The organism is Streptomyces sp. ISL-98, from assembly GCF_018614055.1.
In the GTDB taxonomy this organism is placed as follows: domain Bacteria; phylum Actinomycetota; class Actinomycetes; order Streptomycetales; family Streptomycetaceae; genus Streptomyces; species Streptomyces spiramyceticus.
In genome coordinates, this window is the sequence record NZ_JAGGPB010000020.1 from 166122 (window position 1) to 187308 (window position 21187).

The window sequence follows — 21187 nt, forward strand, 5'->3', positions numbered from 1 at the left end:
ACACTCCGCCCATGCTGGGTGTAACCGATCTGCCGACCTACCTCGTCGGGCTCGTCCTGATCATTCTTCTGCCGGGGCCGAACTCCCTCTACGTGCTGTCCGTCGCCGCGCGACGCGGCATACGCACGGGCTATACCGCCGCCGCAGGCGTCTGGAGCGGGGACGCCGTCCTGATGGTGCTGTCCGCGGCCGGTGTCGCCTCGCTGCTGCAGGCGAACCCCCTGTTGTTCGGGATCGTGAAGTACGCGGGTGCGGGCTATCTGACCTGGCTGGCGATCGGGATGGTTCGGGCGGCCTGGTCGATGTGGCGCACCCGCGACGAGGTCACGCCGGACGCGGCATCCGAGTCCGCTTCCGCCGCGGCCGCCGCGGAGCGCCCGTACCGCCGCGCCTTCCTGATCAGCCTGCTCAACCCGAAGGCGATCCTCTTCTTCATCTCCTTCTTCGTGCAGTTCGTCGACCCGGGGTACGCCCACCCCACGCTGTCCTTCCTGCTGCTGGGCACCCTCGCGCAGCTCGCGAGCGTGCTGTACCTCTCGGCCCTGATCTTCGGCGGCACCCGCCTGGCCGCCACCTTCCGCCGCCGCAAGCGCCTGTCGGCGGGCGCCACGTCGGCGGCGGGAGCGCTGTTCCTGGGCTTTGCGGCGAAGCTGTCATTCAGCAGCGTCTGACCCGCTCCCGGCCGTGGTGTCGGCGAACGAGTGGTGCTCGTGTGCGACCACCCACCGCCCCTGCTCCTTGCGCAGCCCGACCGTGAGCCGCAGACGGCTCTCCGGACGCTCGGCGAGCTCCTTCGGAGTTCCGCACCGCAGCAGCGCCTGCGCGTAGGCGACGTCACTGCCGGCGGTCACGTCCAGGGACAGGATCTCGAACGCGGCGCCTTGTGCCTGCCACTCGAAGAAGGGCGGCCACGTCTCGCGGTAGGCGCCGATGCCGCGCACGCCGTCGTGGGGCGGCGGCACGTCGTACATCACGATGTCGTCGGTGTGGTCCGCGAGGACAGCGTCGATATCGCCACGGTGCACCGCTTCGGCCCACTGCTCGATCAGCGTCCGGATCTGTCCCTCGTCATCGGGCATTGCTCGTTCCTTCCGATGCCACCGTCCCTGTCAACTACCAGGGAGATTGATCGTCTTGTACTCCAGGAACGAGCTGAGGCCCTCGGGGCCGAACTCGCGGCCGACTCCGGATTCCTTGTATCCGCCGAAGGGGGCGGCGAACTCGATCCGGTACTCGTTCAGCGTCAAGCTCCCCGTGCGCACTTGGCGGGCGACGCGCATGGCCCGGTCCAGGTCGTTGGCCCAGACGCTTCCCGACAGGCCGTACTTCGAGTCGTTCGCGATGCGGACGGCGTCGTTGTCGTCGTCGAACGGAATCACGACGAGCACGGGGCCGAAGATCTCCTCCTGAGCGATGCGCATCGAGCTGTCGACGTTGGCGAAAATCGTCGGCTCGACGTACCAACCCGTTGGCTGGCTCGCGGGTCGGCCGCCGCCGACCGTGATCGTCGCGCCATCCTTCAGCCCGTCGGCGATGTAGTCCTCGACCCGCCGCCGCTGGCGCTCGGCCACCAGGGGGCCGACCTCGGTCGAGGGGTCGTCCGGATCGCCGACCCGCAGCGCAGCAGCCGCTTGGGATACGGCGTCGACGACCTGCTGGTAGCGGCTGCGATGAGCGAGGATCCGTGTCTGCGCCAGGCACTGCTGACCCGACATCATGATGGCGTACGGCATGAGGGCGGGCACCACACTGTCGATGTCGGCGTCCTCGAGGATGATGGCAGGCGACTTCCCGCCGCACTCCAGGGTGACGCGCTTGAACTGCTCGCCGCACAGCGCGGCAACCCGCCGGCCCGTGGCAGAGCTGCCCGTGAAGCTGATCTTGTCAACCAGCGGGTGCCGCACGAGCGCCTCACTGCTCTCCCGGTCGGCGGGCACGATGTTGAGGACACCGGGAGGCAGACCGGCCTCCATGGCAGCTTCGGCGAGCAGATACGCATCCAGCGGGGTCTCCGGCGCGGGCTTCAGCACGACGGTGCAGCCGGCGATCAGCGCGGGAGCAAGATTCACCATCGTCAGGATGAGCGGCACGTTCCACGGCACGATCTGCCCCACGACGCCCACAGGCTCCCGAAGGATCCGCGCGGGACCGCTGAGACCGGCTCGATCCTGCTCGAAGGGGAACGTCGCGGCAAGGTCCCGGAAGTAGTCCAGAACCATCACGGGAACGGGTGCCTGGAGCTGGGTCGAGAAGGTGATCGGAGAGCCCATCTCCGTGGTGATGAGCTGTGCGATCTCGGGGACACGCGTGCGCAGGTACTCCCCGAACGGACCCAGCGCATCCGCTCGCTCCTGTGGAGACATGCGGGGCCAGGGACCATCGTCGAAGGCGGCACGAGCCGCGCGTACCGCGCGGTCGATATCAGCAGGCTTCGACGAGGGAGCCGTACCGACTCGCTCCTCCGTAAAGGGAGAGATGACCTCGATCACGTCTTCCGAGGACGGCGTGACCATGTCCCCGCCAATGAACAGCCGGTCCTGAATCGTGCGGCTGCTCATGGCCGCTCCTTTCGTAGTGCCAAGACGCGCCCACGTGGATGGCCGTCGGGGCGCGAAGCAGCCAAGCCGTCACCGCGTGATGTCAGCCCTCAGCCGACCACGTCCGGGCCTCGGCCGCGCGCGGGCCTGCACCAGACGGAGGACCGATGCCGACAATGCGGCTCGTCGACGCCGCCCTCGTCGGTGTACGGAACAACGACCTGGATCGGTGGCGCGAAGGCCACCGCCAGGCGGGTTCTGTTCGAACAGAGGGAGTAGGGCCCTGCCGTTTTCCCGGCCGACCGGGGGAGTTCACCCACGAGTCGTGCTCGGTTCCTAGGGTGACGCGGACCCGCCACCAGTCAGCGGGGCGGAAAGACCTTGGAGCATCATGACGAAGGCCCGCAACCGATGGCCGAGACCGCGCGACGGGGAGAATTCCGCTGCCGCGCCGGACGGCGGCCAAGTGAACCAGGTCGAACTGGACGAGTGCCTGCGCGCATGCGCCGTGCACAGCGGCAAGCTCGTCGCCGGTCTCGACCGCAGGCGCATCGAACTCGCCGAGAAGCTGCGGCAGTTGCTCGCCACACAGGCCATGGCGCAGAACCCGGCGCCCGTTCCGGCCGCCTCCGGTGCCACGGCCCTGATCCGGCGTGCCACCAAAGGCGCCGCCGGGCCCGGCGACGCACTGGGCGGTGAGCTGCTCGACGCGCTGCTGGCTGTCGGCAGCAAGGCGCTCGAGTGCGGGTACGACGACGAGCTGAGGCTCGCCCTGCTCATCAGCGACACCGTGCTGACCCGGCGCAAGAACTCGCGCGCCGGCTGGCGGCTCCGCGCCCGGACGCTGGAGGCCATCGGGGACGAGGCCGCCACCATCGAGGCGTACGAGCGCTACCTCGCGCTGACGGACGACGACGGGTTCGGGGTGGCGCCCAAGATCGCCGGTATGCGGGCGGGCGGCCGGACGCAGGAGGAGCTGCTGCGGCTGCTGGAGCGCGAGTGCCCGGAAGCGGCAAAATACTCCGCCGGGCCCGCCACCGATGTCTGGGCCGAGGGGCTCGCGCTTCACGCGCGCGGGGAGTGGGCGCAGGCCGAGGCCCGGCTCGTGGGCGCACTGCTCGCCATGGAGCGGAGCGAAAGCCCTGTCCAGGATCTCCAGGAGACCGTAAGCCAGTACCTCGACCTGCGGATCTCGGCCGACGGGGGCGAAGCCGCCGGGCTGCGCGAGATCATCACGCTCTACGCCGAGCAGCGCAGGAACCGGATGCGGGGTCCGGTCCCCGACCCGACCTTCGGCGGGGTCGACTGGATCAGCCTCGGCGAGTTCCGCAATCAGATCGCCGGCAAGTCCATCTGCCTCATCGCCAACTCGCAGCGGGTGGGGCGTAGTTCGTTGGGGCGCGAGATCGACGCGTACGACCTCGTCGTCCGCTTCAACTCGTACAAGATCGACGCGACCGCGACCGGCAGCCGCACCGACCTCCACGCCACCATCCACAAGCACGGCTTCAACTGGGACCAGCCGGTGACCACGAGGCTCGTCTTCGGCGGCGTCTCCGGGGACTGGAAGCACTCGCTGCGCAACCGGCTCGTGCCCGGCGCCCAGAAGTACCTCGGCGACGAGTCGCTGCGCTGGCCCCTGCGCAATATCGGCAAGGTGGGCTCGGACGTGTGGTCGTCCATCCCCACCAGCGGCTTCAACATGCTGTGGCTGCTGGATTTCCTCGATGTCAGCCCGACGCTCGACCTCATCGGCTTCGACTTCTACGAGAGCGGCGCCTACCGCCTCCAGGAGGCGATGCGCATGCCCATCACCTCCGTGCACGAATACACCAGCGAAAAGGCGTGGGTCATGGAACGCGCCCAGAGCGTCAGCGACATGAGGATCTCCCTGCGATGACATCCACCACCCCGGCCGTCAGACCCGCCAACGCGCTCACCGGCAAGCGCCGCATCGCCTTCGCCAGCTTCGTCGACGAGAACTACCTGCCCGGCTTTCTCGTACTGCTGCGCAGCCTCGCCCTGTCGAATCCGGGGCTGTGCGAGGACTTCATCGTCCTGCACGACGACCTGAAGCCCTCCTCCGTCGCCCGGATACGCGCACTGCACCCGCGCATCGAGCTGCGCCGTGTGGACGCCGCCCACTACGACTCGTACGCCAAGGGCGACCAGGACAACTACCTGGTCCGCAAGGCGTACTTCATCCTCGACGTCTTCCGCATACGCGACTACGACACCGTGATCACGCTGGACACCGACATGGTGGTCCTCGGTGATCTGGGCGAACTGCTGAAATTGCGCGAAGGGCTGGCGGCCGTACCGCAGTTCTTCTACGGACAGCACAAGCTCAACAGCGGTCTCCTCGTCATCCAGCGCGAGTACCTGAGCGACGAGTTCTGCGCGCGCATCGATGCCACCGGCCGCAGCGGCGACTACGAACTCGACAAGCACGACCAGGGCATCCTCAACGCCGTACTGGACGGGGACTTCGTCCAGCTCGACGCCCGCTACAACTTCGTCAAGCGGCGGCTGTCCGGCGACCTGCCCGTGCCCGACGACACCGCGATCCTGCACTTCACCGGGCGGCACAAGCCCTGGCAGGGCGGCGAGGCGGGATACGGGAAGGCCGAGGAGCGCTGGCGCGAGTACGAGCTTTCCGACGCGCAGTTCCACGCCGCCTACCTTGCGCTGTCCAAGGGCATGCACCACGACCTGCTCGTCCACTTCGGCACCCCGCACGTCGAGCGCACCGGCGACGTGGAGAGCGCCCGCAAGGTCGCCGCGGCCCACATCGCCGCGGGCGAGTACCAGCAAGCGGTGGATCTGCTCGGCCGCGTACGTATCCCGGTGGATTCGGCCTGGCCGCACGAGGTGCTGGGCCACGCGCTGATGAGCGTGTCCCGTTACGAGGAGGCCAGGGCGCAGCTGCTGCTCGCCACCGCCGCGCCGAACCGGGCCGCCACCGCCTTCGGTCGGCTCGCCCAGATCGCCTGGATCCACGGCGACGACGAGGCGGCGCAGCAGCACGCCCTGGACGGGCTCCGGGTCGACCCGACGCACCGGGCCAGCCGCCTGATGCAGCGTCGTACGGAGGGTCCGCAGGCTCAGCAGGAGGGCGTTGCCGAAGAGCAGTTGGCGCACGTCGCCTTCTACATGGAGCGCCAGGGCAACGCGGGCGACAAGCTGCTGCCCGAGAGCGTACGGCTGGCTTTCGACGCCGACCCCGGCCCGCGGAAATGGCACTCCGTCCACGCCCACCGGCTCTTCGACGAGGCCGCCCTGGAGCGGGTCAACGCCCGGCGCGGCCTGGTCATCGGCGGCGGCGGACTGTTCATCCCCGACACCGCGCCCAACGGCAACAGCGCCTGGCAGTGGAACGTCCCGGACGCGCTTCTGAACCGCATCGACGTCCCCGTCATGGTGTACGCGGTCGGCTTCAACGCCTTCGACGGCCAGTCCTACCGGGCCGGACGCTTCAACGCCGCCCTGCGCGCCCTCGTCGAGCGCGCCTCCTTCTTCGGGCTCCGCAACCACGGCTCGATCGAGAAGGTACGCGCGCTGCTCCCCGCCGAGCTGCACGACAAGGTGCGCTTCCAGCCCTGCCCGACCACCGTGACCCGGCAGCTCGTGGACGGCTGGGCCGACCCCCTCCACCGTGAGAACACGGTGCTGGTCAACGCGGCGTACGACCGGGCGGGCCTGCGCTTCGGCCACGACTACGGGCACTTCCTCGCCGAGATGGCGAAGGCGGTACGGGCGCTCGGCGCCCACGCCGAGGTGAAGTGCGTGGCGCACTCGCTCGACGACGAGCGGATCGCCTTCGACCTGCGGCGCGAGCACGGCGTCTCACTGCCGGTGATCCCGATGTACGACTTCGACAACGAAGCGATCAGGGACACGTACGCCCGTACCAAGCTGGTGATCGGCATGCGCGGGCACGCGGGGATGATCCCGTTCGGCTGCGGAACGCCGATCATCAGCCTGATCTCGCACCCCAAGATGGCGTACTTCCTGTCCGACATCGAGCGGCCCGAGTGGGGCATCTCCGTCCACGACAAGGACCTGGGGGCGCAGCTCACCGAGAAGGCGCTCGGGCTGCTGGACGACCATGCCGCGGCTGTGGCCGATGTGCACGGCCGGCAGCAGGAGCTGTGGAAGGTGACCGAGGCCAATGCGGCGGATCTGCGGGTGATTCTCGGCAGCCCGGCCGTTTGAGCCAGGCCGTTCGACCGGACACCCCCTAGGCAGTGAGGGCGGGCCACTGGTCAGTGGCCCGCCCTCGGCGTCGTACTACGAGACCGGCCGTCAGCCGAGTGCCGCCCTCTTGAGCGCGGCCCTCTTGAAGGACCGGGCCCTGCGCGCCACCCGCCGCAGCGTCGCATTGCGCGGGACGAACGCGAACTGCTTCGGGATCGCGCCCGGCAGGGCGAGCGTCGTCAGACGGCGGCGCTTGAAGTAGCGCCAGGTGCTGCCGCCCAGATGCTCGGCGAGATAGCGTTCGGCCGCCGGCCGCAGGTCGGCGCGGATCTGCGGCTGCATCGCGAAGCCGACCGCCCGGACGAGGCCCGCCAGGTCGGCCGGGGCGGTGTGGTCGCCCACCTCCGGGCCCTCCTCCGCCAGGTCCGGGACCAGGGCGTCGACGATCGTGACCGGGACGCGGTTGCTGTTCTGGTACGGCGCCAGGCGCTCCAGGAGCCGGTCGGTGCCGGTCCGGGCCACCGGGATCGAGTAGAACGTGCTCGCCGTCAGCAGCGCCGTCGAGAAGCAGCCGACCACGAGCGCCGGCCGGATCCGCTGGTAGAGCACCTCGGCCAGCAACGGGTGGTCCAGGACGGTCAGTTCGACACCGAGGGACTCCGCCTCGCGCTCCAGCATGCGCGACCAGCGGGCCGGGGCCGTCGGGTGCGGCTTGAACACGATCCGGCGGTGGCCCCGGGCGGCGGCGCCGCGCAACATCGTGACGTGCAGCTCCTCTTCCTCCTCGGCGGTGAGGATCGAGAGCGCCGACAGGTACTGGCCAAGGAGCAGCGCCGCGTCCGCCGGCAGGTCCAACTCCCGCTCGGCGTCGGAGAGTTCCGTGAGGACCTTCAGGAACGCCTCCGTCGGCACGACCTCCGGCGTGACGCCGTACTCGCCCAGCAGCAGCGGTTCCAGGCCCGGCACCAGGTCCAGATGGAGCAGGCGGCGAACCCGCGTGCCCACCAGCGGGTCGATCTTGTTCCGGGTCGGGCCGTAGCTCATCAGGCCGTCGGCGTAGACGTCCAGCGGGGCGTCCGTGAACAGCTGGGTGAGCGCGAGTGCCGGGTTGACCTGGATGGACTCGACGATCAGCTCCACCGTGTCGTCGCCGAGACCCCACAGCAGCCTCAAGTGGCGTTCCCACAGCGGGATGTCGTCGGCCCGCGGCGCCCACGCGCCGGGGTGGAAGGGGGCGATGGTCTCGTTCCAGGACAGCAGCCCGTCGAAGCGGCCGCGCAGCCGCTCGAAGCCGGGCATCTCGTCGAGCGAGGGGGTCGTCTCGGGCGTCGTGGCGTTGTTGCTGACGAGGAGCAGCCGCCGGTCGGCCCGGCCGAAGCAGTCGCTGTCGATCGCGGCGGCCAGCGTCGCGGCGCCGTACAGCGTGGAGGCGAAGAAGATCTGTGTCGTGGGCATCAGGCCGCTGCCCCCGCCGCGATCACGGAACGACGGCGCAGAAGGCGGCGCAGGCGCACCGAACGCTTCATGTCCATCGAATCCAGTGCGTCCTTCAGAATGTCCTGCGGCATCCCCTTGAGGGCCGCCGCACTCATCGTCCGCAATTTCCGTGCCACGGCCGGTTCGAACCTTTCGATACTTCCCAAGTGGTGGGAAATGATGGCGCAGTACGTGCGTACCGCTTTCGGCAGAAGACGGTCCGCATCCGGGTCTTTCGCCGTTTCCTCGATGACCTGATCGAACGCGCGGATGAAATCGAGCTGCCGTACATCACCGATCTGTGTGAGCGAGGAGGAGACACCCCGCCGGTAGAAGACGCCCAGCGAGGCGACGGTGGCGAAGGATTCCGCCTCCCGGTGCAGCCGCCAGATCCACGGCCGGTCCTCGGCCGTCCGCAGGCCGTCCGTGAAGTGCAGCAGCCCCCGGTCGGCGAGCCGCCGGTGGTACATGCCGGCCCAGGCGTACGCGTAGTCCACGGACGTCGACCGGTCGGCGGGCAGGATCGCCTCGCGCGGCGACATGACGATGCCGCGCCGGCCGTGCGGGACGCGGTGGACCGTACGGGAACGGCCCGTGCACTGCACATGGTCCGTACGGACGAAGTCGCAGCCCAGCGTCTCCATGGTGGCAAGCAGCCCGGTGTAGTGGCCGGGGGCCAGCCAGTCGTCGCCGTCGAGGAAGGTCAGGTACTCGCCGCTCGCCGCGTCGAGGCCCGTGTTGCGGGCGGTGGCCAGGCCGCCATTGCGCTCATGTCTGACCAGGACCGCCCCCGGAAGGTCCTGTTCCGCACGCTGGAGGATCTCCGGCGTACCGTCCGTCGAACAGTCGTCGACGAGAATGAATTCGAAGTCGTCACGCGCGTTCGCGCGGAGACTTCGAAGGGTGTCGGGGGCGTATGTCTGCACGTTGAAGAACGGCACGATGACGGAGAGCTTGACCACCCCCGCGACGCTAGGGCGTACTCCGGCATTCGTTGCGACACCTGGAGAGATGCTGGGTGAACGAAGAATGGCGGAATGGTTAACCAGCCTGTTTTCCGGGCGCCGACTCCGATCGTCGATGTGCTGTTAACCCTTTGTTGCGGCTGAGTTGGGCCGTGAATCGGAATGCCTCCCTAGTTTCATCGATGTGCCAGCAAGTACCAGCAAAGCCCTGCGGATCGCCGTGATCGCCGATTCCGACACGCGATGGAAATGGGGCGCACTCACCGCCCGCCGCATCGCGCCGGAAGCCGAACTCAGCGGATTCCTGCTGCGCGGCCGCGCCACCCCCACACCCCGCCAGCTCGCCGAAGTCGGCGTACCGGTGGACGGAGTGCGGGAAGTGACCGCCGCGGAATTCATCGGCGAGATCGAGCACGAGTCGTACGACGTCGTCCTGCTCGCCCTCGTCGGCGGAGCCGTACAGGCGATGCTGCACGGCCTGGCGCCGCTGTGGCCCCAGGCCGCGAGACGTCCCGTCATCGGCACCGGCTATGTCGGTGTCGTGTACGAGAAGCTCGCCGACGGGCTGCTGCTGCGCCACGGCGCGGACATCGTGCTCGCCAACTCCCGCCACGACGCGGAGCGTTTCCGTGCGGTGTACGAGGGCGTGGGCGCGGATGCTTCGGCCGTGACGGAGGCGGCGCTACCGTTCCTCGGGGGAGCCCCTTACGAGGGAGCGGACACCGCCACGGCAGCGGACACCGCCACCGTCGTCTTCGCCGCCCAGCCCTCCGTCCCGCAGTCCCGCGCCGACCGTACGTACCTGCTGCGCCGCCTGGTCCAGCACGCCAGGCTGCACCCCGGCCGCGTAGTCCTCCTCAAGCTGCGCAGCAAGCCGGGCGAGCACACCACGCACATCGAGGAACTGCCCTACCAGAAGCTCGCCGCCCGCATGGAAGGCGGCGTACCGAGCAACTTCCGCCTCGTCTACGGGCACATGGGCGAGGTCCTGGACCGCACCGACCTCCTTGTCACGGTCAGCTCGACCGCCGCCCTGGAGTCGCTGCACCGCCGCATCCCGACCGCCGTCCTCACCGACCTGGGCGTGCGCGAAGTCCTCGGCAACCACCACTTCCTCGGCTCCGGATGCCTGACGTCCTGGGACCGGCTCGACGCCGGGCACCGGCCGCAGGCCGACGAGGAGTGGCTCGCGCGTCAGGGCGTGGCGGCGGACGGCTCGTACGAAACGGCCTTCGACGCCGTACGCAAACGGGTCACCGCACTCCTGGAGCGCCCCGGACTCCCGCCCCTGGCCCCCTATTACACCCCCGCCACCGCGCCGGGCTACCTCCCCGGCATCCTCGCCCGCCACCGCCTCGACGGCGCGGCGGCCACCACCGACATCACGGGCGTACGCCGCGTCGTGCGCGACGCCGTACGGGAAGTGGCGCGCGGGGCGTACCGCCACGGGGTGCAGCGCGTGGCCCCCGTCATCCGCCGCATGGGAGAACTATGAGCAGCCAGCCGCAGCCCCTCGAAGCCGCGACCACGACCGCGTCCGCGACCGTACGCCGCGTACTCGCCGTAATCCCCGCACGCGGCGGATCCAAGGGCGTACCCGCCAAGAACCTCGCCGCCGTCGGGGGCGTGCCGCTCGTCGCGCGCGCCGTCCGGGCGTGCCGGGGCGCCGGGCATGTCACGGACGTCGTGGTCTCGACGGACGACGCCGCGATCGCGGAGGTGGCACGCGGCGCGGGTGCCGAAGTGGTGCTGCGCCCGGCGGACATCGCGGGCGACACGGCGACCAGCGAGGCGGCCGTACTGCACGCAATGGACGCCCACGAGGCAATCCGGGGCGCGGCGGCGGACGTGGTCCTGCTGGTGCAGTGCACCAGCCCGTTCCTGACGAGCGAGGACATCGAAGGCGTCTGCGCGGCGGTGATCGAGGACGGCGCGGACACGGCGCACACAGTGGCCCCCTTCCACGGCTTCGTCTGGCGGGAGGACGCACCGGACAGCCAAGGCGTCAACCACGACAAGGCCTTCCGCCCCCGCCGCCAGGACCGCCCCCAGGACTTCCTGGAGACCGGCGCCGCGTACGCCATGGACGCCGCCGGATTCCGCGAGGCAGGGCACCGCTTCTTCGGGCGTACCGCGCTCGTACGCACCGACCCCGCCCGGGTCCTGGAGATCGACGACCCGCACGACCTGGCACGGGCCCGCGCTCTCGCGCCGCTCTTCGACGCACAGGCCACCGCCCTCCCGACGCGCGACGACATCGACGCCGTCGTCATCGACTTCGACGGCACCCAGACCGACGACAGGGTGCTGATCGACTCCGAAGGACGCGAACTCGTCGCCGTGCACCGCGGCGACGGACTCGGCATCGCGGCCCTGCGCAACGCGGGGCTCAAGCTGCTGATCCTGTCCACGGAACAGAACCCGGTCGTCGCCGCACGGGCCCGCAAGCTGCGTATCCCCGTACTCCACGGCATCGACCGCAAGGACCTCGCGCTCAAGCAGTGGTGCGAGGAACAGGGCGTCGCCCCCGAGCGCGTCCTCTACGCCGGCAACGACGTCAACGACCTCGCCTGCCTGGCCCTCGTCGGCTGGCCGGTGGCGGTCGCCAATGCCCACGACACGGTCCGTGGCGCCGCACGCGCCGTCACGACCGTGCCCGGGGGCGACGGCGCGATCCGCGAGATCGCCGCCTGGGTCCTCGGCCCGTCACTGTCCACCACTCCTCAAGATCCCCACCCCCACCCGTAACTCCCCCTCGTAACCCCCCAGTTACTCCCCCCGTTAGGAAAGCCCACATGAGCAGCAACTCCCGCCTCCGCGCCCTCGGTTCGAAGACCGCAGGCCCCGGCAACCCCGTCTACGTCACCGGCGAGATCGGCATCAACCACAACGGTGACCTGGAGAACGCCATCGCGCTGATCGACGTCGCCGCCGACGCCGGCTGCGACGCGGTCAAGTTCCAGAAGCGGACCCCGGAGATCTGCACGCCGCGCGACCAGTGGGACATCGAGCGCGACACGCCCTGGGGCCGGATGACGTACATCGACTACCGCCACCGCGTCGAGTTCGGCGAGGACGAGTACCGCGCCATCGACGAGCACTGCAAGAAGCGCGGCATCGACTGGTTCGCATCGCCGTGGGACACCGAGGCCGTCGCCTTCCTGGAGAAGTTCGACCTGCCGGCCCACAAGGTCGCCTCCGCGTCCCTCACGGACGACGAGCTGCTCCGCGCCCTGCGCGCCACCGGCCGCACGGTCATCCTGTCCACCGGCATGTCGACGCCGCGCCAGATCCGCCACGCCGTGGAGGTGCTCGGCAGCGACAACATCCTGCTCTGCCACGCCACGTCGACGTACCCGGCGAAGGCCGAGGAGCTCAACCTGCGGGTCATCAACACCCTCCAGGCCGAGTACCCCAACGTCCCGATCGGCTACAGCGGCCACGAGACCGGCCTGCAGACGACCCTCGCCGCCGTCGCCCTCGGCGCCGCGTTCGTCGAGCGCCACATCACCCTCGACCGCGCCATGTGGGGCTCCGACCAGGCTGCGTCCGTCGAGCCCGGCGGCCTGACCCGCCTGGTCCGCGACATCCGCACCATCGAGGCCTCGCTCGGCGACGGCGTCAAGAAGGTGTACGAGTCCGAGCTCGGCCCGATGAAGAAGCTGCGCCGCGTCGCGGGCGTCGTCGCTGCGTCTGCCCCGGCGGACCCCGACCGCGAGCCCGCAGCGGTCTGAGCGGTCTGACGGAAAACGGAAGCCGGTCGAGTCGCCGTGAACGGCACCCCCGCCACCCCCGTGCCCGACACTCTCGCGTTCGTCGAGAGTCCGGTCCAGCTCCTGAACGTCCTGGAGTGGGCCCACAACAGGACGAGCGACCTCACGGTCGTCGTCCTGTCACCCACCGACCCCATGACCCGCGGCCAGCTGCGGCGCATGGCGGAACTGGCCCGCGAAGCAGGCATGCGGGTGCGGTGGGAGGAGGCGCGCGGTGGGGCGGGGGCGCCGTTCCACACCATCGGCGGGCTCGCGGGCGCCCTGCGCCGGGCCCGCCGCATCGTCATCGGCGACCCGTTCTCGCGGTACGTACAGCTGCTGCTGACCATCACGCGGGCCCGGGACCTGGTCGTCGTCGACGACGGCACGGCCACGATGGAGTTCATCGCGCAGCTCGCCGGGGGTGAGCGCCTGGTGCGCTGGCACCGGCGCGGCGGCCGTCGCGGGCCGCGCGACCTCGTCTTCGGACCGGTGTCGGCGGCCGCCCGCCGCCGCCTCACCCCGTCCTCCGCACGGACCGTCGAGGTCTTCACCTCGATGCCGCTGGAGGAGGCGGCCCCCGGGATCACCGTCACCGCGAACGACTTCGCGTGGACCCGCAGCCGCTTCGGCCCGCCCCGCATCACGCGCGGCGCCGACCTGGTCGGGACCTCGCTGGTCGAGACCGGCGTCGTGGACCCCGACCGGTACGTCGAGGCGGTCACCACCCTCGCCCGCACCCACGGTGCCACCCGCTACTTCGCCCACCGCCGCGAGAGCACCGAAAAGCTGCACCGCCTGGCCGTCGAGACGGGCCTGGAGATCGTCCGCCCCGAGCTGCCGCTGGAGCTCATCGCACGGCGCGGCCCCATCGGCCGTACGATCCTGAGCTTCCCGTCCACGGTCGTGCACACACTCCCGCTCGCCCTCGCGGGCACGGGTGTACGCGTCGCGGTCTGCGACGTCTCACCGCAGTGGCTGCGGGACACGGCCTCGCCTCGCGCCCAGGGCTTCCTGTCGGGCGTCACGACGACGGCCCGCGACGTGCAGCGCCTCCCGGCCCTGAACTGACGGCCTTGGAGTAACCGGCCTCGAAGCAACCCCGTGGTTTACCCTTCGTGGGTAACGCCCATGCGCAGCACGGCCAGTTTGTTTTCCCCTATGCGGCTGAACTTTTGTTGATCGCTGGTTAGTTGCACCCCGAATGGGCCTACTCTTCCAGGGGTGAACCAGCTGATGTCCCGCGCGTCCGAAGAAGCAGACCGGCCAGAAGCAGACCGGCCGGAGGAGGCTCCGCTGCCCGGCGCTCTGCCCATGAGCCTGCGTGTCGAACTGATCGCCTTCCGCCGGGACTTGCACATGCATCCCGAGCTCGGCAACCAGGAGTTCCGCACGACCGCCGCGATCAAGGCCCGGCTCGAAGAGGCCGGCCTGGAGCCGCGTGTGCTCTCCACCGGCACGGGCCTGATGTGCGACATCGGCGACTGGGACGGCGTACGCCCCCTGCTGGCCATCCGCGCCGACATCGACGCACTCCCCATCCCCGACACGAAGACGGGCGTCCCGTACCGCTCCACCGTCCCCGACCGCGCCCACGCCTGCGGCCACGACGTGCACACCGCCGCGGTCCTCGGCGCCGGTCTCGTCCTCGCCGACCTGCACAGCCGGGGCCTGCTGCCACATCCTGTACGGCTGATCTTCCAGCCCGCCGAGGAAGTGCTGCCCGGCGGTGCCACCGACGCGATCGAGGCCGGGGTGCTGGAAGGGGTGGGCAGGATCATCGCGGTGCACTGCGACCCCAAGGTGGACGCGGGCCGCATCGGTCTGCGGCCGGGAGCGATCACCTCGGCCTGCGACCGCCTGGAGGTCTCGCTCGACGGCCCCGGCGGCCACACCGCCCGCCCGCACCTCACCACCGACATGGTCACCGCGGCCGCCAGGGTCGTCACCGACGTCCCGGCCCTGATCGCCCGCCGCGTCGACGCGCGCGCGGGGCTCGCGGTGACCTGGGGGCGTATCGAATCGGGCCACGCCTGCAACGTGATCCCGCAGCGCGCCGAGCTGTCCGGAACCGTTCGCTGCCTGGACCTCCAGGCCTGGCGCGAGGCCCCCGACCTGGTCCATGCCGCGATCGACGAGATCGCGAACCTGCACGGCGCGAAGTCGCAGATCAACTACATCCGCGGCGTCCCGCCCGTTGTCAATGACCCGGCCGTCACCGACCTGCTCGCCGCCGCCATGACCGCCAGGCGCGGATCGTACGCAATCGAGGACACCGAGCAGAGCCTCGGCGGCGAGGACTTCTCCTGGTACCTGGAACAGGTCCCCGGCGCAATGGCCCGTCTCGGCGTGCGGGCTCCGGGTGACACAGCCCGGCGTGACCTGCATCGTGGTGATTTCGACGTGGATGAGCACGCGATCGAGGCCGGGGTCGAGCTCTTCACCGCTGCCGCGCTACTCGACGGACACCGTTCGTAATCAGCCACGGCGCCTTCCGTTCACGACGATCCGATAACAGCTGTCGTACGGGCTCTTATCCGGCATCTACGCGCGTTACGATCGCCGCGAAACCAGCGCCGGCAGAGGCGCTTCGGTCAGGTTGAAGGAGCCCTCCCTTGCGCCGGGTAACCAGGATTGCCACCGTGGCCATTGCGTCCACGGCCCTTGCACTTTCCGCCACCGCGTGTGGCAAGACGTCGGACTCCGCGTCCGGCTCCAAGGAAGCCAGCGCCGCCATCGCGTACGACATCGGCGGCCGCGGCGACCAGTCCTTCAATGACGCGGCCTACGCCGGTCTGGCGAAGGCCGAGAAGGACCTCGACATCAAGGGCAACGACCAGGAGCCCTCCGAGGGCGAGTCGGACGCCGACAAGGTCCAGCGCCTCACCGAGCTGGCCCGCTCCGGCAACAACCCGGTGATCGGTGTCGGTTTCGCCTACGCCCCGGCCATAAAGAAGGTCGCGCCGAAGTTCCCGAAGACCACCTTCGGCATCATCGACGACACCTCGGTGACCGGTAAGAACATCGCGAACATGGTCTTCAACGAGGAGCAGGGTTCGTACCTCGCCGGCGTCGCCGCCGCCAAGGCCACCAAGACCAACAAGGTCGGCTTCATCGGTGGTGTCGAGGTCCCGCTGATCAAGAAGTTCGAGGCGGGCTTCGCCCAGGGCGTCAAGGACACCAACCCCAAGGTCCAGGTGCTCAAGCAGTACCTGACCCAGCCGCCGAACTTCGACGGCTTCTCCAAGCCCGACCTCGGCAAGGCCGCTGCCCAGGGCCAGCTCGACAAGGGCGCCGACGTGGTCTACCACGCCGCGGGTCTCGCGGGCTCCGGCTCGATCGAGGCGGCTGCCACCGAAGGCAAGTGGGCCATCGGCGTCGACTCGGACCAGTACAACCAGGCCGGTCTGGCGAAGTACAAGGCCAAGATCCTTACGTCGGTCACCAAGGACGTCACCGACGCGGTCTACAACCTGATCAAGTCGGTCGTGGACGGCAAGCCGCAGTCCGGCGAGGTCCGCTACGGCCTCGACAAGGACGGCGTCGGCCTCTCCGACTCCAACCCGGAGTACAAGAAGATGGCGGACCTCGTCGCCGCCGTCGACAAGGCGAAGGCCGACATCATCGCCGGCAAGATCAAGGTCAAGACCGCGCCGTAAGGCCGCTGGTCACGACATGATCCCGGGGGTCCGGTGAGGCGGTTCCCGCCGCCTCTCCGGCCCCTGGGCCGCATTCCCTGCTCAGTCTTTTCGATATTTGGCATTGCTACGCGCGTAGACAATCTCTCAGCACGATAGTTTCGCCGCGCCCTGCCTTCTGCCCCCGCTCCCGCCCTCCCGCTCCTTTCCGCCAAGGAGAGTGCGTCATCAACGCGTCCAGCCCGCCCCCCGCCGTAGAACTGCACGGCATCACCAAGCGCTTCCCCGGCGTCGTCGCCAACCACGACATCGACATCACCATCCGCAAGGGCACCGTGCATGCCCTCGTCGGTGAGAACGGTGCCGGCAAGTCGACCCTGATGAAGATCCTTTACGGCATGCAGAAGCCGGACGAGGGCACCATCACCGTCGACGGGGAGCAGGTCAGCTTCCACAGCCCCGCCGACGCCATCGCACGCGGCATCGGCATGGTGCACCAGCACTTCATGCTCGCCGACAACCTCACCGTCCTGGAGAACGTCGTTCTCGGCGGCGAGAAGCTGTACGGCATCGGCAACAGGGCCCGCACGAAGATCAAGGAGATCTCGGACGCGTACGGCCTGAATGTGCGCCCCGACGCCCTGGTCGAGAACCTCGGTGTCGCCGACCGCCAGCGCGTGGAGATCCTCAAGGTCCTCTACCGCGGCGCCCGCATCCTCATCCTCGACGAGCCGACCGCGGTGCTCGTACCGCAGGAGGTCGACGCGCTCTTCGCCAACCTCCGCGAGCTCAAGTCCGAGGGCCTGACGGTCATCTTCATCTCGCACAAGCTGGGCGAGGTCCTGTCGGTCGCCGACGACATCACCGTCATCAGGCGCGGCACGACCGTCGGCACGGCCGACCCGAAGAAGACCACCACCAAGCAGCTCGCGGAGCTGATGGTCGGCACCGAGCTCCCGTCGCCCGAGACCCGCGAGTCGACGGTCACCGACGTGCCGATGCTCCGCATCCAGAACCTCTGCCTGAACGCCGTCGACCCCGACGGCGTCGTGCGCGAGGTGCTGGCCGGGATCGACTTCACCATCCACAAGGGCGAAGTCCTCGGCATCGCGGGTGTCGAGGGCAACGGCCAGGCCGAGCTCGTCGAGACGATCATGGGCCTGCGCGACCCGGACGGCGGCGTCATCACGCTCGACACCGCCGACATCTCGCACGCGCCGACCCGCAAGCGCCGCGAGAGCGGCATCGGCTACATCCCCGAGGACCGCCACCGGCACGGCCTGCTCCTCGAAGCCCCGCTGTGGGAGAACCGCATCCTCGGCCACGTCACCGAGGAGCCCAACTCCAAGCGCGGACTGCTCGACCTGAAGGCCGCCCGCACCGACACCGAGCGGATCGTGCGCGAGTACGACGTCCGTACGCCCGGTATCGAGGTCACCGCGGCCTCCCTGTCCGGCGGCAACCAGCAGAAGCTGATCGTCGGCCGCGAGATGAGCCACGCCCCCAAGCTGCTGATCGCAGCACACCCCACGCGCGGTGTGGACGTCGGCGCGCAGGCGCAGATCTGGGACCAGATCCGCGAGGCACGCCGCGAGGGACTGGCCGTACTGCTGATCTCCGCCGACCTGGACGAGCTCATCGGGCTCTCCGACACCCTGCGGGTCATGTACCGCGGCCGCCTGGTCGCGGACGCCGACCCCGCCACCATCACCCCGGAGGAACTGGGCTCGGCCATGACCGGTGCCGCCACCGGCCACCTTGAGGCAGCCCCGGAGGACGAGGCCTGATGAAGAAATTCGACAAGGACCGGCTGATCCTGGGCCTCGCCGGCCCAGTGCTCGCACTGGTCGTCGCCATCGCGCTCACCTCGGTGGTGCTGCTCGCATCGGGCCGCGACCCGTTCGAGCCGTACACGCTGATGATCGAGAGCGCCCAGTTCGCCGACATCCAGGTTCTGATCCTCAACCAGGCCGGCACGTACTACCTCGCGGCGCTCGCCGTGGCCGTCGGCTTCCGCATGAACCTCTTCAACATCGGCGTCGACGGCCAGTACCGTCTCGCCGCGATGATGGCGGCCCTGGCCGGCGCCGCCGTCGAGCTGCCCGGCCCGCTGCACATCGCGCTGATCGTGATCGTCGCGATGCTGACCGGTGCGTTCTGGGCCGGTATCGCGGGTGTTCTCAAGACCCTGCGCGGGGTGAGCGAGGTCGTCTCCACGATCATGCTCAACGCGATCGCCACCAGCCTGATCGCCTGGCTGATCCTCACGGACAACTTCGGCGTGCAGCTCCCGGGTTCCAACGACCTGACCACCGGCGAGATCTCGGAGTCCGGCTGGTTCCCGAGCGTGAGCGCGGGCGCCGGCGGCGAGATCTACGGCTTCACGTTCGTGGCCTTCGCGCTCGGCGTCGTCTACTGGTTCATCCTCAACCGCACCCGCTTCGGCTTCGACCTGCGCGCCACCGGCGCCAGCCAGACCGCCGCCGCGGCCTCCGGTGTCGACGCCAAGAAGATGATCCTCACCGCCATGCTGATCTCGGGCGGCGTCGCCGGTCTTGCCGGTATGCCGACACTGCTGGGCGACACCCATACGTACAGCCTCAGCTTCCCGACCGGCATCGGCTTCACGGGCATCACCATCGCCCTGCTCGGCCGCAACAACCCGATCGGCATCTTCTTCAGCGCGCTCCTGATCGCCTTCCTGGACAAGGCGTCCGCCGCGCTCGACCAGCACGGTTACGAGAAGGAGATCGCCACGATCATGCAGGGCCTGATCGTGATCGCGGTCGTCGTCAGTTACGAACTCGTCCGCCGCTACGGGCTCCGACGCCAGCAGCAGAAGGTGGGCGAAGAGCTCGCCGCAGCCGCCCGCAAGAACCGTGAGGAGGTGGCGGCGTAATGAGTACAAGCACTGTCTCCGCCGTGAGCGCGGCGCCCAAGAAGAGCGCCCGCCGCAAACTGTCCACCCCTGTCGTCCTGCTGATCATCGCGGGCGGGCTCGCCCTGGTCTCTCTGGTCCGCATCATCAGCGGCGCCGACGACCTGACCTCCGTCGGCCAGGTCTCCGGCGCGCTCCAGCTCGCCATCCCGATCGGCCTCGCCGGTCTCGGCGGCCTCTGGGCCGAGCGCGCGGGCGTCGTCAACATCGGCCTCGAAGGCATGATGATCCTCGGCACCTGGTTCGGCGCCTACGCCGGCTACCAGTGGGGTCCGTGGACGGGTGTCGCCTTCGGCATCCTCGGCGGCGCGATCGGCGGTCTGCTGCACGCGATCATCACGGTCACCTTCGGCGTGAACCACATCGTCTCCGGTGTGGCCATCAACATCCTCGCCGTCGGCGCCACCCGCTACCTGTCCAACTTCACCTTCGACAAGGTCGAGGGCGGTTCCTCCAAGCAGTCCCCACGGATCGACTCGATCACCTCGGTCACCGTTCCAGGGTTGTCGGACTGGCTACGGGACCTGCAGGGCAAACACTGGTTCTTCATCTCGGACGTCGCCGGCGTCCTCGGCGGCCTGGTGACCAACCTGTCGCTGCTGACCATCGTTGCGCTGCTGCTGATCCCGGCCACCATCTGGATCCTCTGGCACACGGCCTTCGGCCTGCGGCTGCGCTCCTGCGGTGAGAACCCGATGGCCGCCGAGTCCCTCGGCGTCAACGTCTACAAGTACAAGTACATCGCCGTCGTCGTCTCCGGCGGACTCGCCGGTCTCGCGGGCGCCTTCCTGGCCATCGTCGCCACCGGCATCTACCAGGAGGGCCAGACCGGCGGCCGCGGCTACATCGGTCTCGCCGCGATGATCTTCGGTAACTGGATGCCCGGCGGAATGGCGCTCGGCGCCGGACTCTTCGGCTTCACCGACAGCCTCAAGCTGCGCGGTGGCGCCGAGAACGTCCACGCGATGCTGCTCCTGCTGGCGATCCTGCTGGTGATCGTCGTGCTCTGGCAGCTGTACAAGAAGAAGTACCTGCCCGCCCTGATCTCCGCCGTCGTCGCCGGGGTGCTGTTCACCTGGTACGCGCTGACGGACGAGGTCCCGAGCCAGTTCGTGGACGCCGCGCCGTACGTCACCACGCTGCTCGTCCTGGCACTCTCCGCCCAACGGCTCCGCATGCCGAAGGCGGACGGCATGCCGTACCGCAAGGGCCAGGGCAAATGACGGACGCCGCGGTCAAGGCCGACTGGGACGCCCTGAAGGAGGCGGCGCGCGAGGCGATGTCCCATGCGTACGCCCCCTACTCGGGCTACCCGGTCGGCGCCGCGGCCCTCGTCGACGACGGCCGCACGGTCGTCGGCTGCAACGTCGAGAACGCGTCGTACGGCCTCTCGCTGTGTGCCGAGTGCGGCCTCGTGTCGCAGCTCAACGCCACGGGCGGCGGCCGTCTGACGCACTTCGTGTGCGTCGACGGCCGGGGCGACATCCTGATGCCGTGCGGCCGCTGTCGTCAGCTGCTGTACGAATTCGGGGGCCCCGCACTCCTCCTGGAGACGTCGACGGGCATCCGTACGCTCGCCGACATGCTTCCCGACGCGTTCGGGCCACAGCACCTGGCATGACGAACCGGCCCTTCCGACACGGCATCATCCGGTCGGAAGGGCCGCTGCGTTTTCTCATCTCTA

General features: G+C 69.3%; 17 protein-coding genes. 13 read left to right on the top strand and 4 right to left on the bottom strand.

The features are described 5' to 3' along the window. Positions 1–11: 11 nt before the first annotated feature. Positions 12–671, top strand: coding sequence for a leucine efflux protein LeuE (gene leuE, locus J7I98_RS15405; protein ID WP_214921250.1), 660 nt, complete (start codon positions 12–14; stop codon positions 669–671). Here the strand turns inward: leuE and J7I98_RS15410 are convergent. Together J7I98_RS15410 and J7I98_RS15415 are read right to left on the bottom strand one after the other, a co-directional pair. Beyond that, positions 654–1079 carry a nuclear transport factor 2 family protein gene (locus J7I98_RS15410; protein ID WP_214921251.1) on the bottom strand — a complete coding sequence of 142 codons (426 nt, stop codon included), beginning with the start codon at positions 1077–1079 and terminating at the stop codon, positions 654–656. The two genes, leuE and J7I98_RS15410, sit on opposite strands and share 18 nt — an antisense overlap. Positions 1080–1109: 30 nt before the next feature. Beyond that, complete coding sequence (locus J7I98_RS15415; protein WP_214921252.1) at positions 1110–2558, bottom strand: aldehyde dehydrogenase; 1449 nt, start codon at positions 2556–2558, stop codon at positions 1110–1112. A 370-nt stretch (positions 2559–2928) separates the two neighbouring features. Here J7I98_RS15415 and J7I98_RS15420 point away from each other — a divergent pair, with 370 nt between their 5' ends. Then, positions 2929–4437: a glycosyltransferase family 29 protein gene (locus J7I98_RS15420; RefSeq protein WP_214921253.1), complete on the top strand. Its 1509-nt coding sequence runs from the start codon at positions 2929–2931 to the stop codon at positions 4435–4437. Further along, the gene (locus J7I98_RS15425; RefSeq protein ID WP_214921254.1) at positions 4434–6752 is read left to right on the top strand and encodes a glycosyltransferase; all 2319 of its coding nucleotides are present in this window, start codon (positions 4434–4436) and stop codon (positions 6750–6752) included. Before J7I98_RS15420 ends, J7I98_RS15425 begins: the two co-directional genes overlap by 4 nt. 90 nt (positions 6753–6842) lie before the next feature. Here J7I98_RS15425 and J7I98_RS15430 read toward each other — a convergent pair whose 3' ends face one another. Together J7I98_RS15430 and J7I98_RS15435 are read right to left on the bottom strand one after the other, a co-directional pair. Continuing rightward, entirely contained in the window at positions 6843–8189 is a 1347-nt protein-coding gene (locus J7I98_RS15430) for an alpha-2,8-polysialyltransferase family protein (RefSeq protein ID WP_214921255.1), read from the bottom strand. Then, positions 8189–9172 carry a glycosyltransferase family 2 protein gene (locus tag J7I98_RS15435; RefSeq protein ID WP_214921256.1) on the bottom strand — a complete coding sequence of 328 codons (984 nt, stop codon included), beginning with the start codon at positions 9170–9172 and terminating at the stop codon, positions 8189–8191. The genes J7I98_RS15430 and J7I98_RS15435 overlap by 1 nt, the downstream gene beginning before the upstream one ends. 187 nt (positions 9173–9359) lie before the next feature. Here J7I98_RS15435 and J7I98_RS15440 point away from each other — a divergent pair, with 187 nt between their 5' ends. From J7I98_RS15440 to J7I98_RS15485, 10 genes are all read left to right on the top strand, one after another. Continuing rightward, entirely contained in the window at positions 9360–10670 is a 1311-nt protein-coding gene (locus J7I98_RS15440; RefSeq protein ID WP_214921257.1) for a DUF6716 putative glycosyltransferase, read from the top strand. Then, a complete protein-coding gene (locus tag J7I98_RS15445) occupies positions 10667–11923 on the top strand; it encodes an acylneuraminate cytidylyltransferase (protein WP_214921258.1) in 1257 nt (418 codons plus the stop codon). The genes J7I98_RS15440 and J7I98_RS15445 overlap by 4 nt, the downstream gene beginning before the upstream one ends. A 47-nt stretch (positions 11924–11970) precedes the next feature. Then, on the top strand, positions 11971–12909 hold the full coding sequence (locus J7I98_RS15450; RefSeq protein WP_214921259.1) for an N-acetylneuraminate synthase family protein: 939 nt from the start codon (positions 11971–11973) through the stop codon (positions 12907–12909). A 36-nt stretch (positions 12910–12945) separates the two neighbouring features. Continuing rightward, on the top strand, positions 12946–13998 hold the full coding sequence (locus J7I98_RS15455; protein WP_214921260.1) for a hypothetical protein: 1053 nt from the start codon (positions 12946–12948) through the stop codon (positions 13996–13998). A 165-nt stretch (positions 13999–14163) separates the two neighbouring features. Further along, positions 14164–15405: an amidohydrolase gene (locus J7I98_RS15460; protein ID WP_214921320.1), complete on the top strand. Its 1242-nt coding sequence runs from the start codon at positions 14164–14166 to the stop codon at positions 15403–15405. A 137-nt stretch (positions 15406–15542) separates the two neighbouring features. Further along, positions 15543–16586, top strand: a complete 1044-nt coding sequence (locus J7I98_RS15465) for a BMP family protein (RefSeq protein ID WP_214921261.1) — start codon at positions 15543–15545, stop codon at positions 16584–16586. 239 nt (positions 16587–16825) lie between these two features. Next, positions 16826–18352, top strand: coding sequence for an ABC transporter ATP-binding protein (locus J7I98_RS15470; protein ID WP_214921321.1), 1527 nt, complete (start codon positions 16826–16828; stop codon positions 18350–18352). Further along, entirely contained in the window at positions 18352–19464 is a 1113-nt protein-coding gene (locus J7I98_RS15475) for an ABC transporter permease (protein ID WP_214921262.1), read from the top strand. The genes J7I98_RS15470 and J7I98_RS15475 overlap by 1 nt, the downstream gene beginning before the upstream one ends. After that, a complete protein-coding gene (locus J7I98_RS15480; RefSeq protein WP_214921263.1) occupies positions 19464–20726 on the top strand; it encodes an ABC transporter permease in 1263 nt (420 codons plus the stop codon). The genes J7I98_RS15475 and J7I98_RS15480 overlap by 1 nt, the downstream gene beginning before the upstream one ends. After that, positions 20723–21124 carry a cytidine deaminase gene (locus J7I98_RS15485; RefSeq protein WP_214921264.1) on the top strand — a complete coding sequence of 134 codons (402 nt, stop codon included), beginning with the start codon at positions 20723–20725 and terminating at the stop codon, positions 21122–21124. Before J7I98_RS15480 ends, J7I98_RS15485 begins: the two co-directional genes overlap by 4 nt. Positions 21125–21187: the final 63 nt, after the last annotated feature.